We start from the raw sequence: 13,309 nt of genomic DNA, 5'->3' as shown, positions 1-13,309 counted from the left end.
CGGCGGAACGGTCGCGATACCACGGTCCACCAGTCGCCCAGACCCCGCCAGCATCCCCCCATCACGCAGCAGGCCGTGTACGACTTCCACTGCGGGCACGCCTCAAGCGGTACGGGCGCAGTCCACAGCCAGGCGCAGGCTCTGGGTGACGGCGTGCGGGATGTCGTCGATCGGGAACAGGGCGTGTCGTACGGCCCGTTCGGCGTCGACGATCAGGATCAGGCGTTTGTGGCGCAGGCGGCCGGCGCCGCGGAAGGTCGGCAGCCGTAGGGCCGCGCCCAGTTGGTGGTGGGCGTCGGAGAGGAGGGGGTACGGGATGTCCTCGGCGCGGGCGAACTCCGCTTGTTCGTGCGGGAGTTGGGTGCTGATGCCGCGTACGTCCACGCCCGCCCGCTGGAAATCGGGCCAGGCGTCACGGAAGAGCCGGTTCTCCAGGGTGCAGCCGGTGACGCCGGGGATCCGTTCGTCCCAGTCGATGCCCGTGCCGGGGTAGGTGAACAGCACGGTCGCGGCGGCGTCCGGCGAGACGACGGGGAGGTCCGCGCCCTGGGTACCGGGGAGTTGAAGATCGGCGGGCAGTCGGGTGCCGGGCAGGGCGTGCACGCGGGTGTGTTCGGCACTGTCCTCGGCCACAGTCGCCGTGAGGCTGCCGTCACCCAGCATCCACCGGTCGCCCCAGTCCTGCATCGCAGCGAGCAGGGGCAGCAGCGCGAGCCCGGCATCGGTGAGCACGTACTCGTAACGCACCGGACGTCGCTGGTAGAGGCTGCGGCGCAGGACGCCCTGGGCGACGAGTCGGCCCAGGCGCTCGGTGAGGACGTTGCGGGACAGGCCGATCTCGGCGGCCAGCGCGTCGAAGCGGACCTTTCCGCGGGCGATCTCCCGTAGCACCAGAACGTTCCACCAGTCCCCCAGAACCACGGCGGCCTGGGCGATACCGCAGGTCTCGTCGGCGTTGTGCATCCTCATGCGCCCATAGTAGGTTCTCTTTCAGGACTCACTTTGTTTCTGAGTGGAACTTACCGCCCGCCGATGTCCGAGACGCGGGCCCTGCGTGAGGAGTTGCACCGTGACCGTCATCAGCCGGGTCGTCGCACGGGAGATCATCGACAGCCGGGGCAATCCGACCGTCGAGGTGGACGTGGAGCTCAAGGACGGCTCGCTCGGTCGGGCCGCCGTACCTTCGGGCGCCTCCACCGGCGCCCGGGAGGCCGTGGAACTGCGCGACGGCGACCCGACCCGCTTCCACGGCAAGGGAGTTCGGCGCGCCGTCGACGCCGTCAACGAGAGCATCGCGGACGCCGTGATCGGGCTCGACGCCGAGAACCAGGCGACCGTGGACCGGACCATGATCGACCTGGACGGCACGGACACCAAGTCACGCCTCGGCGCCAACGCCCTGCTCGGCGTCTCCCTGGCGACCGCCAAGGCCGCCGCGGCCGCCCATCGACTGCCGCTGTACCGCTACATCGGCGGCGTCGACGCCCGGCTGCTGCCGGTGCCGATGATGAACATCGTCAACGGCGGCGCGCACGCCGACAACCCGTTGGACTTCCAGGAGTTCATGATCGCGCCGATCGGCGCGGCCACCTTCGCGGAGGCCGTCCGCATGGGCTCCGAGGTCTTCCACACCCTGCGCCGCGATCTGATCGCCGCCGGCCACAGCGCGAACGTAGGCGACGAGGGCGGCTTCGCCCCCGACCTGCGCACCGCCGACGAGGCCCTCGACTTCGTCCTCCACGCCATCGAACGGACCGGCTACAAGCCCGGCACCGACATCACCCTCGTCATGGACCCCGCCACGTCGGAGTTCTTCCGCGACGGGGTCTACGACTACACGGGCGAGGGCGTCCGCCGTACCCCCGCCGAACACGCCGACTACTTGGCGGAGTTGGTCGACCGCTACCCCGTCGCGTCGATCGAGGACCCGATGGCCGAGGACGACCACGGCGGCTGGCAGGACCTGACCGCCCGGCTCGGCGGACGCTGCCAGCTCACCGGTGACGACGTCTTCTGCACCAACGAGACGCTGTTGAGCGCCGGGATCCGGGACGGGATCGCCAACTCGATCCTGGTGAAGGTCAATCAGATCGGCACGCTCACCGAGACCCTGGCCACCGTCGCGACGGCCCACCGTGCCGGCTACACGGTCGTCATGTCCCACCGCTCCGGCGAGACCGAGGACACCACCATCGCCGACCTCGCCGTCGCCACCGGCTGCGGCCAGATCAAGACCGGGTCACTGTCACGCGCCGACCGCACCGCCAAGTACAACCAACTCATCCGTATCGAGGAGGACTTGGGCGACCAGGCGCGGTACGCGGGGCGTGACGCGCTGGGGCTGCGCCGCTGACACGCCAAGTCGCCCCATCGGGGGTCAGGTTGCGGGCTGTGCCTCGATGACGGCGAAGGCGCCGGCCTCGGACACGTTGACGCGGCGCAGGCCGGCTGCCGTGAACAGAGCGTCGAACTCGGCGAGTTGGCGCTCCCTGCCGCCTGTCATGCCGAGCATGTTCATATCCATCAAGGGGGCGAGTCCGGGTTGGCCGGGCTCGCCGACTAGGTGATCGACGACGGCGATGCGGCCGCCCTCGACCAGTTGTGCCCGGCAGTTCCGCAGGATGCGGACGCAGTTGGCGTCGTCCCAGTCGTGCAGGATGTACTTGAGGACGTAGAGGTCCGCCGGTGGAACCGACTCGAAAAAGTCGCCGCCGATGGTGGTGAACCGTCCGTCCAACCCTTCGGCCTTGGCGGCTTCGGTCGCGGCGGGGACGATGTGGGGCAGGTCGAAGACCCCGCCGTCGAGTTCGGGGTTGGCCCGCATCATCGCCCGGACGACGTCGCCGCCCGCTCCGCCGATGTCCAGGGCGAGGGTGACGCCCTTGGTGTCCAGCACGGCGGCGATGTCACGGGCGGAGTCGCGTGACAGGTTGCTCATGGACTCGGTGAACGAGGACGCCTCGTCGAGGTGTTGGGCGAAGTACTCGAAGATGTTCGCCTCGCCATGGGCCGCGGTGACCTGGTGCCGGCCCGTTCGGACGGCCTCGGGGAACCTGCCCCACGGCAGCCAGTGGCCCGGTGCGGACTGGGAGATGGCGAAGTGCCGTAGCGAGTGGGGGTCGTCCTGCCGCAGGGTGCTCAGCAGGGATGTGCAGGTGAAGTGCCGTCCGTCCTCGGAGGTCATCAGGCCGAGGGAGGCGCAGGTGCGCAGCAGGCGGCGGGTCGCGTCCGGGTCGGTGGATTCCGCCTCGGCGATCGCTTCGGCGGTGTCGGTTCCGGCCGCGAGATGGTCCGCGAGGTTGTACAACGCGGCGGCCCGGACCGTCTGGGTGACCCAGAAGCCCGTGACCATGCCCATCATGCGCTCGTAGTCCTGAGCCGCCGCCGGCTCTCTTGCAGTGTTCAATTCGATCTCCTCAGGTGGACGGCGGCCCTCCGGCCGCCGTCACCTCATGTGTCCGAACGGCTGTTATTCCACGACGAGTTCGACGGGGATGTTGCCGCGGGTGGCCTTGGAGTACGGGCAGCCCGCGTGTGCCTGCTCGACGAGCTTGCGGCCGGTGTCGTTGCGCAGGCTCTCGGGGAGTTTCACACGCAGCAGCGCGGTGAGGGCGAAGCCGCCGTCCGTGTCGTCCTTGGCGAGGCCGATCTCGGCGGTCACCGAGATCTCACCGGTGGCAACCTTCGCCGCTCGGCCCGCCACGCCGAGCGTGCTGGTGAAGCAGGCCGCGTAGCCGGCCGCGAAGAGCTGCTCGGGGTTGGTGCCCTGGCCGTCGCCGCCGAGCGCCGGCGGGAACGCCAGGCGCACATCGAGGTGTCCGTCGCTGCTGGCGGCGCGGCCGTCCCGGCCGTTGGCGGTGACGACGGCGGTGTAGACAGCGTTCATGATTCCGACCACTTCCCTAGACGTTCAACTGCTGTTCTGACGTGCCGAGTTCAGGGGGAGGACGGGGCTCAGGGGACCTTGATCCCCAGCAGGTCCACCGGGGCGATCACCGGCGGTGCGCTGAGCTTCGTCTGCGCGGCTTCCCCGAGTGCGGCGGCGATCCGGCCCGTCAGGTGCGCCTGGCGTCCCTGCTCGTCCTCGAAGGTGTCGAACACTCCGAAGGTGGTGGCGTTCTCACGGAACGCGAACCACGTCACCGTGCCCTCTTCCTGTTCGGCCAACTCCTGTGCGCCGCGCAGCATGGCCTCCACCTCGTCGGCGTATTCCGGCTTGGCCTCGATGCGTACCAACAGACCGACCTTCACTGTGACCACTCCTTGCGTACGAACCGCCGGGTTCCCGGCGCACAACGAACCTATGGCGGCGGCTGGTGATCACATCAGCGGCAGAAACGACACGGTTGATAGTGTTCCCGCCATGCGAGTAGCGGTCGTCGTCTACGACGGGGTGTTCGACTCGGGGCTCTCGGCGGTCCTCGACGTGCTGAGCAACGCCAACGCCCTGGGCGGGCAGCTCCATGAGTCGTCGCCCACCTGGAACGTGACGATGGTCGGCCCTGCCCCGCAGGTGCGGACCGGGGCGGGGCTCGTCGTGGCGCCCGAGCCGCTCGAGGCCGCCGAGACGGCGGACCTCCTGGTCGTACCGGCGCTCGCGGGGAGCGACCCTTCCGAGCTGCTCGACCATGTCGGCGGCGACGCGTCCCGTCCACTCCGCGACCTCGTCGCCCGAACTCGCGCCCGGGGTACGCCCATTGCCTCGGCGTGCGCGGGGACATTCCTCCTGGCCGAGGCGGGGGTGCTGGACGGGGTGCGCGCCACGACGACGTGGTGGCTGTCGCCGGTGTTCCGGAACAGATATCCGAAAGTCCCGCTGGATCACAGCCAGATGGTCATCAGCTGCGAGGGCATCACCACCGCCGGCGCGGCGTTCGGCCATGTCGATCTCGCGCTGGCGATCGTCCGGGCGGGCAGCCCCGCGCTCGCCGACCTGGTCGCCCGCTATCTCGTGGTCGACGAACGCCCGTCGCAGGCCGCGTACGCGATTCCCAGTGCGCTGGCCCAGAACGATCCCACCGTCGCGGCCTTCGAACTCTGGACCCGCGAGCATCTGGCCGAGCCCATCAGCATCCCCGAGGCGGCGAAGGCCATCGGCGTCAGCGAGCGGACCCTCCAGCGTGCCGTGCAGCGCACGGTCGGGACGTCACCCATCCGGTTCGTCCAGGACCTGAGAATCGAACGCGCCTCCCATCTGCTGCGCACCACCGGCCTGTCCCTGGAGACCATCGCCAGGAAGGTCGGCTACGAACACCCCAACACCCTGCGGGTGCTCCTCCGCGAGCGCACCGGGAAGACCACGTCGGCCCTCCGCGGCAGCAAGTGATGCCGGGTCGCTTCGGGTTCAGGGGATGAGCACGATCTTCCCGCGCGTGTGCCGCTGCTCGAGTTCGGCGAACGCGTCGCGGACGCGGTCGAGCGGGTAGCTGGCGGCGATGGGGATCTCGATACGGCCGGAGGCCACGAGGTCGGCCATCTCGGTGAGGACCTCGCGGGTGGAGGCGTCACCGCTGCCCGCGCTCTTCGTACCGAGCTCCTGCGCCTTCTGGAACGAGATGATCGTCTCGATCCGGTCCGGGGGAATGCCCAGATCCACGGCGAGTTGGACGTACTCGGGGCCGAAGAGGTCGATGAAGGCGTCGATCCCGCCGGGCGCCGACGCGGTGAGCGCCTCGGCGAGGTGGTCGCCGTACGGAACCGGCGTCGCGCCATGGGCGGTGAGCCAGTCGGCATTGGCGGGCGAGGCGATGCCGAGCACGTGCGCGCCCCGTACGGCGAGGAGTTGGACGGCGACGGTGCCCACACCGCCCGCTGCGGCCGAGACGGCGACGGTCTCGCCGGGCTTGGGGGCGACCGCGTCGACGGCGGCCCACGCGGTGCAGCCCACGACGTAGAGGGAGCCGGCCACCTCCCAACTCAGGGCGTCCGGCTTGGGGATCAGCTGCGATGCCGGTACGGCGACGTGGGTGGCCTGGCTGGACCGTCCCCAGGAGAAGCCGAGGACCTCGTCGCCAACACCGAAGTCCGTGACGTCCTCGCCGAGGGCGGTGACGACGCCGGCGAGGTCGCTGCCCTGGCCGGACGGGAAGGTCGCGGGGAACCGCTCGTGCAGCGCGCCCGCGCGGATGGCCGCCTCTCCGGGGTTGATGCCGGCCGCTCGGACCTCCACGAGGACTTCCCCCTCGGTGGGTTGGGGCATCGGCACCTCGGTGACATGGAGGACGTCGCGGTCGCCGTACTGGTCGAAGCGCACTGCGCGTGCGGATGCGGGGCTCATCTGGTCTCCTTCGTCAGGGGTGTTGGCCCGGGTTCTGGGCGTGCGGGGTGGCGGCACGGAGTACGGCGAGTGCGGCGGCGAGGTTGCCGAGCGCCGTGTCCGGGAGTGGGGCGGCCAGCCGGTTCGCGAGTTCGCTGTCGAACACGGGACCGGCCTCGGCCACCAAGTCCCGCCCGTCCGCCGTGAGTTCGACGAGCGAGGAGCGGCGGTCGGTGCGGTGGGGGCGCCGGGCGCAGAGGCCCAGTTTCTCCAGCCGGTCGACGGCCTGGCTCGCGCCGCCGACCGTGATGGAGAGGGCGGCGGCGATGTCGTTCACCCGGCAGGACCCCGCGCGTTCGACGACGAGCATCACGTTCAGGCCGCCCAGGGTCACGCCGCAGTCCTGCCGGAGCCGGGCGTCGATCCCGTTCCACAGGTCCGTCTCGAAGCGCACCAGGTCGTCGAAGAGTTGCCGCAGGTCCACGCGCGGGGCCCCTCCCGCTAGATGCATTAGCTCTAATCATATTAGAGCTAATGCACTTGGGACGCATCCCTCTCCCTCAGCCCGGGCACGGGCCCGCCTTCACTGAGGCCGAACCGCTCGTGGAACCTGCGCAGGAAGCCGGGCGCGTACCAGGCCGACCGGCCGAGCAGGCGCATCGCGGCGGGGACGAGGATGCCGCGTACGGCGACGGCGTCGATGAGGATGGCCAGTCCGCTGCCCAGGCCGAACAGCTGCATGAAGCTGAGCTCGGCCGTCCCGAAGGCGAAGAAGCTCACCGCGAGCAGACAGGCCGCCGCGGTGACGATGCGTCCCGTGTGCCCGAGGCCGTTGGTCACGGCGGACTCGTTGTCCTCGCCCAGGTCGTGGAGTTCCTTGATCCGGCTGGTGACGAAGACCTCGTAGTCCATCGAGAGCCCGAAGGCGATACAGAACATCAGCACGGTCATCGACACGTCCATCGGCTGTGCGGTGAAGCCGAGCACGGAGGAGAGGTGGCCGTCCTGGAAGATCCAGGTCATGACGCCGAGGGTCGCTCCCAGGCTGATCATGTTGAGGAGCAGTGCGCGCAACGGTTGCACGACGCTGCCGGTGAACAGGAAGAGCAGGAGGAAGGTGGTGAGGGCGACCAGGGCCACGGCGAGCGGGAGCCGGCTGCCGACTGAGTGCTTGGAGTCGACCAGTACGGCGTCAACTCCGCCCACCAGAGGGTGTGTTCCGGCGGGCGGGGCGACCGCTCGCACTTCCCGTACCAGGTTCTGGGCCGCGTCGGACTTCGGTGTCAGGGTGCTGACCACGTTGAGCTGCTGCGCGTCGGGGCGACCTAGGGCGGTGCTGCCCGGGTCGGTCGCTGCGGACTGTCCGTCGGCGTAGGTTCCCGTGCTGGTCTCGACGCGGACGACGCCGTCGAGGTCGGACAGTTCGGTCGCGTACGACTCCAGGGGGTTCTTGCTCACGGATGTGTCGATGACGATGTGCAGGGCGGAGGAGTCGTCGCCGTTGAACTTCTCGCTCAGCACGGAGGAGACCTGCCGGCTCTCGGCGTCCTCGGGCAGCACGCGTTCGTCCGGCGTGCCGAAGGTGATGCCGAGGAGCGGGCTCGCCGCGACCAGCAGGACCGCGAGGACGGGCAGCGCGGTGAGCGCGGGCCGCCGCATCACGGTGCCGGCCAGCCGTCCCCACAGCGGTGCCCCGGTGCCGGAACGCTCGCGATTCATCCACGGCAGCCGCCCGCCGTTGACCCGGTGGCCCAGGACGACGAACAGGGCCGGCATGACGAACAGGGTGCTGACGGCCGCGATGACGACGACACCGACACCGGCGTAGCCGAACGAGCGCAGGAAGTACTGCGGGAACACCAGGAGTGCGGCGAGCGCCGCTGCCACGGTCGCGGCGGAGAACGCGACCGTACGACCCGCCGTGCTCACCGTGCGCCGGACGGCGTCGTCCACGCTCGCCCCGGTCGCGAGCTGTTCCCGGAACCGGCTGACCATCAGCAGGGCGTAGTCGATGCCGAGGCCGAGGCCCAGTGCCGTGGTCAGGTTGACGGCGAAGACGGAGACATCGGTGACGCTGCCGAGGACGTACAGCTCGGCGAACGTGCCCGCGATGGCGATGGTTCCGATGGCCAGCGGCAGCAAGGCCGCGACCATGTTGCCGAAGACCAGCAGGAGCAGGAGCAGGGTGAGCGGCACGGCGATGGACTCGGCCAGGACGAGATCCTTGGCGGACTGGGTACCCATCTCGCTGGTCACGGCGGCGCCGCCGCCCGCCTGGACCGTGAGTGTGTCCTTGTACGGTCCGGCGTAGGCGTCGATGACGCTCTTGGCGTTCTCGTCCCGCTCGGTGTCGTTGCCCTTCACATGCGCGAGCACCATGGCCTCGCGGCCGTCCTTGGAACGGAGGTCGGGGCTCGCCGTGTCCCAGTACGAGATCACGTTCTCGAGGTGCTGTTCCTTCTTGAGGTCGGCCACCAACGCCCGGCCGTTCCGCTCTGCGGCCGGAGCGTCGACGCGGCCTTGGTCGGCACGGACCAGCAGGACCAGGTTGGTCTCCCCGCCGAACTTCCCGTCGATGACCTTCGCTGCCCGGCTGGACAGGGAGGCCGGGTCGTCGTAGCCGCCTCCCAGCATCTTGCCGAACGCGCCTGCGCCCAGGGCACCCATGAGGGCCAGGGCCACGACGGCGACGACAAGTACCAACCGGGACCGGCGGATCGCCAGTTCGGCTATGCGTTCAAACACGCCCGATCTCCTTTGATGTCCATACGGCGAAAGCGACGCGAAACAGACGGAGTTGACCAATACGCAACTCTTCGTCGCCGCGCACGACGTTAGTGAGGAGCAAGAAGATTTGGCAGTGTTAGATTTTCCTCACACCTAGCAACTTCGGGGCGCAAAGTGGGAGTTGCCGTCGTACCGTCGCCCCATGCCCGTCGACGAAGACACGACCGCCCCGCCCTCGCTGCGTCAGCGACGCCGGGCCGCCGCCACCCAGGAGATCGTGGACGCGGCCGAGCGCCACCTCACCGAACACGGACCCGCGGCCCTGTCCCTGCGAGCGGTCGCCCGCAGTCTCGGCATGACCGTGCAGGCGCTCTACCACTACTTCCCGAGCCGGGACGCCCTCGTCACCGCGCTCGTCACCAAGGCGTACGACGACCTGGCCGACGCCGTACAGGCCGCCGTCGACACCCCGTCGGACGACCCGGACCTGCCCCGCCTGGTGACCGCGGCCGAGGGCTACCGTCGATGGGCCATCGCCCATCCCGAGCGCTTCCAACTCCTCTACGGCACACCGCTGCGCGACTACGCGGCACCGACCGACGGCCCGACCACCCAGGCGACGCGCCGGATGAGCGTGATCTTCGAGCGCGAGATGTTCGACGGGTTCACCGCGGAACAACTCGCCGCGACCGACACCCCCGTGCTCTCGCCCGCGCTCCGGACCTACTTCGAGCAGCTGCCGCACTACGGTCACGGTCATCTGCCGGCACCCGCGACCGCTCTCCTCATGAGCGCGTGGGGTCATCTGCACGGTCTCGTCGCCCTTGAGGTGTTCGGGCACACCTCTTTCCTCGGTGGCCACGAGGCCGAGATCTTCCGCATGGCGATGCGGAACCTGGTGGCGGACATCCACCGCAGGATCCGGTGACACGGTCGGCCGGGGAGCACCGACGCTTGCAGCCTGTGACGACGTCGCACTAGCTTGCCGAGGTGGATCTCTTCGCACGCTCCTGGACGGCCCTGCTCACAGCGGTCGCCGAACTCTCGGACGGGGATTTCGATCAGCCGTCGGGCTGTGCCGGCTGGCTGGTACGGGACCTGGTCTGTCATCTGGTCATCGACGCCCAGGACGTGCTGATCACCCTCGTGACTCCCGCCGACACGGAACCCACCCGCGACGCCGTGACCTACTGGACCGTCACACAGACACCGCCCACCGGCGACGACCCGCTCGACGCGCTGATCGTCCGGCTGGCCGCCGCGTACGAGGAACCCTGGCTGCTCAAGTTCCATCTGGACGACGTCGGTTCGGCCGCGGGCCGTGCCGCCCGACTCGCCGACCCCGGCCTGCGGGTCAGCACCCAGGACGAGGTGCTCACCGCGGGCGACTACCTCTCCGCGTACGTCCTGGAGTGGACCCTGCACCACCTCGACCTGGTCGCACACATCCCGGACGCGGCGGGGCCGCCCGCTGAAGCGCTCGCCGGGGCCCGCGAGTTGCTGGAGAGGATCGCCGGGACCGCGTTCCCTACCTCGTTCTCCGACCGGGAGGCGCTGCTCGTCGGCACCGGGCGACGGACGCCGACGGATGGCGAGAGAGCCCAATTGGGCGCGCTGGACGCGAGGTTGCCGCTCGTCCTCGGGTGACTCGTCGGCAACTCGGTTTGAATACAACCGAGTTGCCGACGAGTGGCCGTGCTGCTCAGATCGCGGCAGCCGCCGCGCGTCCCGCCTGGCGGCCGGAGAACAGGCAGCCGCCGAGGAAGGTGCCCTCCATCGAGCGGTAGCCGTGCACTCCCCCGCCGCCGAACCCGGACACCTCACCGGCCGCGTACAGACCGGGAATCGGCGTTCCGGACGAGTCCAGGACGCGGCCGGAGAGGTCGGTCTGCAGGCCGCCGAGGGTCTTGCGGGTGAGGATGTTGAGCCGGACGGCGATCAGCGGTCCGGCGCTGGGGTCGAGGATCTTGTGGATCGCGGCGGTGCGGCTGAGTGAATCCCCGGGATAGGAAAGGGCGTTGCGGATGCCCATCACCTGGGCGTCCTTCGAGTACGCGTTGTCGATCTCCCGGTCCCGGGCCTCGATCTGCCGCTGGAGATCGGCCAGTTGGATCAGGCCGTCGCCGGTCAGCTTGTTCATGCCGAGGACCAGTTCGGAGAGCGTGGTGGCGGTGATGAAGTCGACGCCGTTCTTCCTGAACTTCTCGATCGGCTCCGGCGTCTGCCAGATGCGCGAGAGGAGCATCAGGATGTCCTTGTTGGTGAGGTCGGGGTTCTGTTCGGACCCGGAGAGCGCGAACTCCTTCGCGATGATCTTGCTCGTGGTAACGAACCAGGAGTAGTCGTAGCCGCTGGCGGTGATCGAACCCAGGGTGTGGAGCGTGTCGTAGCCCGGCATGTCGGGGGCGGAGAACCGCTTTCCCTTGGCGTCGAACCACATCGAGGACGGTCCCGGGAGGATGCGGATGCCGTGGTTGGGCCAGATCGGGTCGTAGTTCCTGAGGCCCTCGGTGTAGTACCACATCCGGTCGGGGTTGACGATACGGCCGCCCGCCGACGCGGTGATCCCCAGCATCCGGCCGTCCACGTAGGCCGGTACACCGGTGATCATGGTCTTGGGCGCGGGGCCTAGCCGGGCCGGCCAGTTCTGCCGTACGAGATCGTGGTTGGCGCCTATGCCGCCCGAAGTGACGATCACGACCGGGGCCTTGAGGTCGAAGTCGCCCACCACGGTGCGGGAGGTGGCCTTGCCGCGCTGGGCCGTGCTGGGTTCGAGGACCGCGCCGCGTACACCGGTCACGACTCCGTTGGTGCGGACGATCTCGTCGACGCGGTGCCGGAACTTGAAGGTCACCTTGCCGTTCGCGACGCCGGCCCGCACCTGCTTCTCGAACGGCTCGACCACGGCCGGGCCGGTGCCCCAGGTGACGTGGAAGCGGGGCACCGAGTTGCCGTGTCCGTCGGCGAGGCCGCCGCCGCGCTCGGCCCAGCCGACGATCGGGAACCAGCGGATGCCGAGGCCGTAGAGCCAGGACCGTTTCTCGTTGGCCGCGAAGTCCACATACGCTTCGGCCCACTTGTGGGCCCAGTAGTCCTGACCGGTCGGGTCGTCGATGCCGCGGTCGAAGCCGGCCGTGCCCAACCAGTCCTGCCAGGCCAGCTCTTGGGAGTCCTTGATGCCCATGAGCCGCTGCTCGTCGGAGTCGATCAGGAACAGGCCACCGAAGGACCAGAACGCCTGGCCGCCCAGGTTGGACTCGGGTTCCTGGTCCAGGAGCAGCACTTTCTTTCCTGCGGCGACCAGTTCGGCCGTCGCGACCAGTCCGGCGAGGCCGTGGCCGACGACGATGGCGTCGGCGTCCGAGGTGCCGGCCGCGAACGCCGGTACCGCGTGCGCCGCGAGGGCGGCGCCGGCGGCGACACCGCCGGCCACCGTCAGGGCTCTTCGTCTGCTGATCGCTGTGGGGGACGCCGAGTTCTCCATGGGGGTGCCTTCCGAATGGGGTACGGGAGGTGCGGGAGGTGTGACGGACACGTGGCGCGCGCCCGTGACACCCCTGTTGTTACCGCCGGTAGCACCCAGGGAGACCAAGCTGTGTCAGGCGTGTTGCGGAGTCGGGTTCAGGACGGGTCGAGCGGGCCGTCGCGGTCGATGAAGCGGCCCGAACCGGCGCCGGGTCCTTCGGTCGCGAGCCGGACGATCGCGTCGGTGCCTTCGGTGACGGTCTGGGGTCCGGTGTGGCCGTTGAGATCGGTCGCCGTGTAGCCGGGGTCGGCGGCGTTGACGCGCATGTCCTTCAGGCCCTTGGCGTACTGCGTGGTCAGCATGGTGAGGGCCGCCTTGGAGGCGGTGTAGAGCGGCGCGACGACGGAGGACTCGATCCGCGACGGGTCGTGCGTGATGGCGAGCGACCCCATGCCGCTGCTGACGTTCACGATGACCGGGTCCGACGACCGGCGCAGCAGCGGGAGGAACGCGGTGGTCGTCCGGACCACACCGAAGACGTTGACGTCGAAGACACCGAGCGCGTCCGCGCCGGTCAGGTCGGAGGGGTCGCCGTGCGGACCGTGCACACCGGCGTTGTTGATCAGGACGTCGAGGACACCTTCGTGCGCGGCTACGTCGGCTGCCGCGGCGGCGACGGAGGCTTCGTCGGTGACGTCGATCCGGACGAAACGGGCGCCGAGTGCGTCAGCGGCCTCCGCGCCCCGCTCCGTGTCACGGGCTCCGACGATCACGGTGTGGCCGAGGGCGACGAGGCGGCGGGCGGTCTCGTGGCCGAGGCCCTTGTTGGCTCCGGTGATGAACGTGGTGGTCATGCCTCG

13 protein-coding genes are annotated in these 13,309 nt (G+C 69.5%); 4 read left to right on the top strand and 9 right to left on the bottom strand.

From position 1 onward, the window contains the following. Positions 1-102: 102 nt before the first annotated feature. Positions 103-969, bottom strand: coding sequence for a winged helix-turn-helix transcriptional regulator (locus tag OO70_RS01720; RefSeq protein ID WP_043662776.1), 867 nt, complete (start codon positions 967-969; stop codon positions 103-105). Positions 970-1,069: 100 nt separating this feature from the next. On the opposite strand from OO70_RS01720, the gene eno reads away from it, so the two are divergent. Continuing rightward, a complete protein-coding gene (gene eno, locus OO70_RS01715) occupies positions 1,070-2,353 on the top strand; it encodes a phosphopyruvate hydratase (RefSeq protein WP_043662775.1) in 1,284 nt (427 codons plus the stop codon). Between the two features lie 24 nt (positions 2,354-2,377). On the opposite strand, the gene OO70_RS01710 is transcribed toward eno, so the two are convergent. The 3 genes from OO70_RS01710 to OO70_RS01700 all read right to left on the bottom strand — a co-directional run bounded on the left by OO70_RS01710 (position 2,378) and on the right by OO70_RS01700 (position 4,251). Then, positions 2,378-3,406, bottom strand: coding sequence for a methyltransferase (locus OO70_RS01710; protein WP_043662774.1), 1,029 nt, complete (start codon positions 3,404-3,406; stop codon positions 2,378-2,380). A 63-nt stretch (positions 3,407-3,469) separates the two neighbouring features. Next, a complete protein-coding gene (locus OO70_RS01705; protein WP_043663522.1) occupies positions 3,470-3,886 on the bottom strand; it encodes an organic hydroperoxide resistance protein in 417 nt (138 codons plus the stop codon). Between the two features lie 68 nt (positions 3,887-3,954). Then, complete coding sequence (locus OO70_RS01700) at positions 3,955-4,251, bottom strand: putative quinol monooxygenase (protein ID WP_043662773.1); 297 nt, start codon at positions 4,249-4,251, stop codon at positions 3,955-3,957. 112 nt (positions 4,252-4,363) lie between these two features. On the opposite strand from OO70_RS01700, the gene OO70_RS01695 reads away from it, so the two are divergent. Continuing rightward, a complete protein-coding gene (locus OO70_RS01695) occupies positions 4,364-5,326 on the top strand; it encodes a GlxA family transcriptional regulator (protein WP_043662772.1) in 963 nt (320 codons plus the stop codon). Between the two features lie 18 nt (positions 5,327-5,344). Here the strand turns inward: OO70_RS01695 and OO70_RS01690 are convergent, their stop codons facing one another. From OO70_RS01690 to OO70_RS01680, 3 genes are read right to left on the bottom strand one after another with little or no spacing between them, the layout of a single operon-like run. Further along, positions 5,345-6,277: an NADP-dependent oxidoreductase gene (locus OO70_RS01690; RefSeq protein WP_043662771.1), complete on the bottom strand. Its 933-nt coding sequence runs from the start codon at positions 6,275-6,277 to the stop codon at positions 5,345-5,347. 13 nt (positions 6,278-6,290) lie between these two features. Continuing rightward, positions 6,291-6,740 (bottom strand): MarR family winged helix-turn-helix transcriptional regulator, encoded by a 450-nt coding sequence (locus OO70_RS01685; RefSeq protein WP_234336662.1) that lies wholly within the window; start codon positions 6,738-6,740, stop codon positions 6,291-6,293. 47 nt (positions 6,741-6,787) lie between these two features. Next, positions 6,788-9,001, bottom strand: coding sequence for an MMPL family transporter (locus tag OO70_RS01680; protein WP_043662769.1), 2,214 nt, complete (start codon positions 8,999-9,001; stop codon positions 6,788-6,790). Between the two features lie 184 nt (positions 9,002-9,185). Here OO70_RS01680 and OO70_RS01675 point away from each other — a divergent pair, with 184 nt between their 5' ends. Further along, a complete protein-coding gene (locus OO70_RS01675) occupies positions 9,186-9,911 on the top strand; it encodes a TetR/AcrR family transcriptional regulator (RefSeq protein ID WP_043662767.1) in 726 nt (241 codons plus the stop codon). Between the two features lie 62 nt (positions 9,912-9,973). Continuing rightward, the gene (locus OO70_RS01670) at positions 9,974-10,630 is read left to right on the top strand and encodes a maleylpyruvate isomerase N-terminal domain-containing protein (protein WP_043662765.1); all 657 of its coding nucleotides are present in this window, start codon (positions 9,974-9,976) and stop codon (positions 10,628-10,630) included. 55 nt (positions 10,631-10,685) lie between these two features. Here OO70_RS01670 and OO70_RS01665 read toward each other — a convergent pair whose 3' ends face one another. Both OO70_RS01665 and OO70_RS01660 read right to left on the bottom strand, forming a co-directional pair. Then, positions 10,686-12,467 carry an FAD-binding dehydrogenase gene (locus tag OO70_RS01665; RefSeq protein WP_043662764.1) on the bottom strand — a complete coding sequence of 594 codons (1,782 nt, stop codon included), beginning with the start codon at positions 12,465-12,467 and terminating at the stop codon, positions 10,686-10,688. 137 nt (positions 12,468-12,604) lie between these two features. Continuing rightward, a complete protein-coding gene (locus tag OO70_RS01660; protein ID WP_043662762.1) occupies positions 12,605-13,303 on the bottom strand; it encodes an SDR family NAD(P)-dependent oxidoreductase in 699 nt (232 codons plus the stop codon). Positions 13,304-13,309 lie beyond the last annotated feature (6 nt).

The organism is Streptomyces xylophagus, assembly GCF_000716435.1.
In the GTDB taxonomy this organism is placed as follows: domain Bacteria; phylum Actinomycetota; class Actinomycetes; order Streptomycetales; family Streptomycetaceae; genus Streptomyces; species Streptomyces xylophagus.
Note: the sequence above shows the minus strand (reverse complement) of the source record. Positions and strands in the feature narration are given on the sequence as shown.

Excerpts from the sequence above, each read along its gene's own strand:
- OO70_RS01705 (WP_043663522.1), bottom strand. The coding sequence starts at position 3,886 with ATGAACGCTGTCTACACCGCCGTCGTCACCGCCAACGGCCGGGACGGC.
- OO70_RS01675 (WP_043662767.1), top strand. The coding sequence starts at position 9,186 with ATGCCCGTCGACGAAGACACGACCGCCCCGCCCTCGCTGCGTCAGCGA.
- OO70_RS01695 (WP_043662772.1), top strand. The coding sequence starts at position 4,364 with ATGCGAGTAGCGGTCGTCGTCTACGACGGGGTGTTCGACTCGGGGCTC.
- OO70_RS01720 (WP_043662776.1), bottom strand. The coding sequence starts at position 969 with ATGAGGATGCACAACGCCGACGAGACCTGCGGTATCGCCCAGGCCGCC.
- OO70_RS01690 (WP_043662771.1), bottom strand. The coding sequence starts at position 6,277 with ATGAGCCCCGCATCCGCACGCGCAGTGCGCTTCGACCAGTACGGCGAC.
- OO70_RS01665 (WP_043662764.1), bottom strand. The coding sequence starts at position 12,467 with ATGGAGAACTCGGCGTCCCCCACAGCGATCAGCAGACGAAGAGCCCTG.
- OO70_RS01660 (WP_043662762.1), bottom strand. The coding sequence starts at position 13,303 with ATGACCACCACGTTCATCACCGGAGCCAACAAGGGCCTCGGCCACGAG.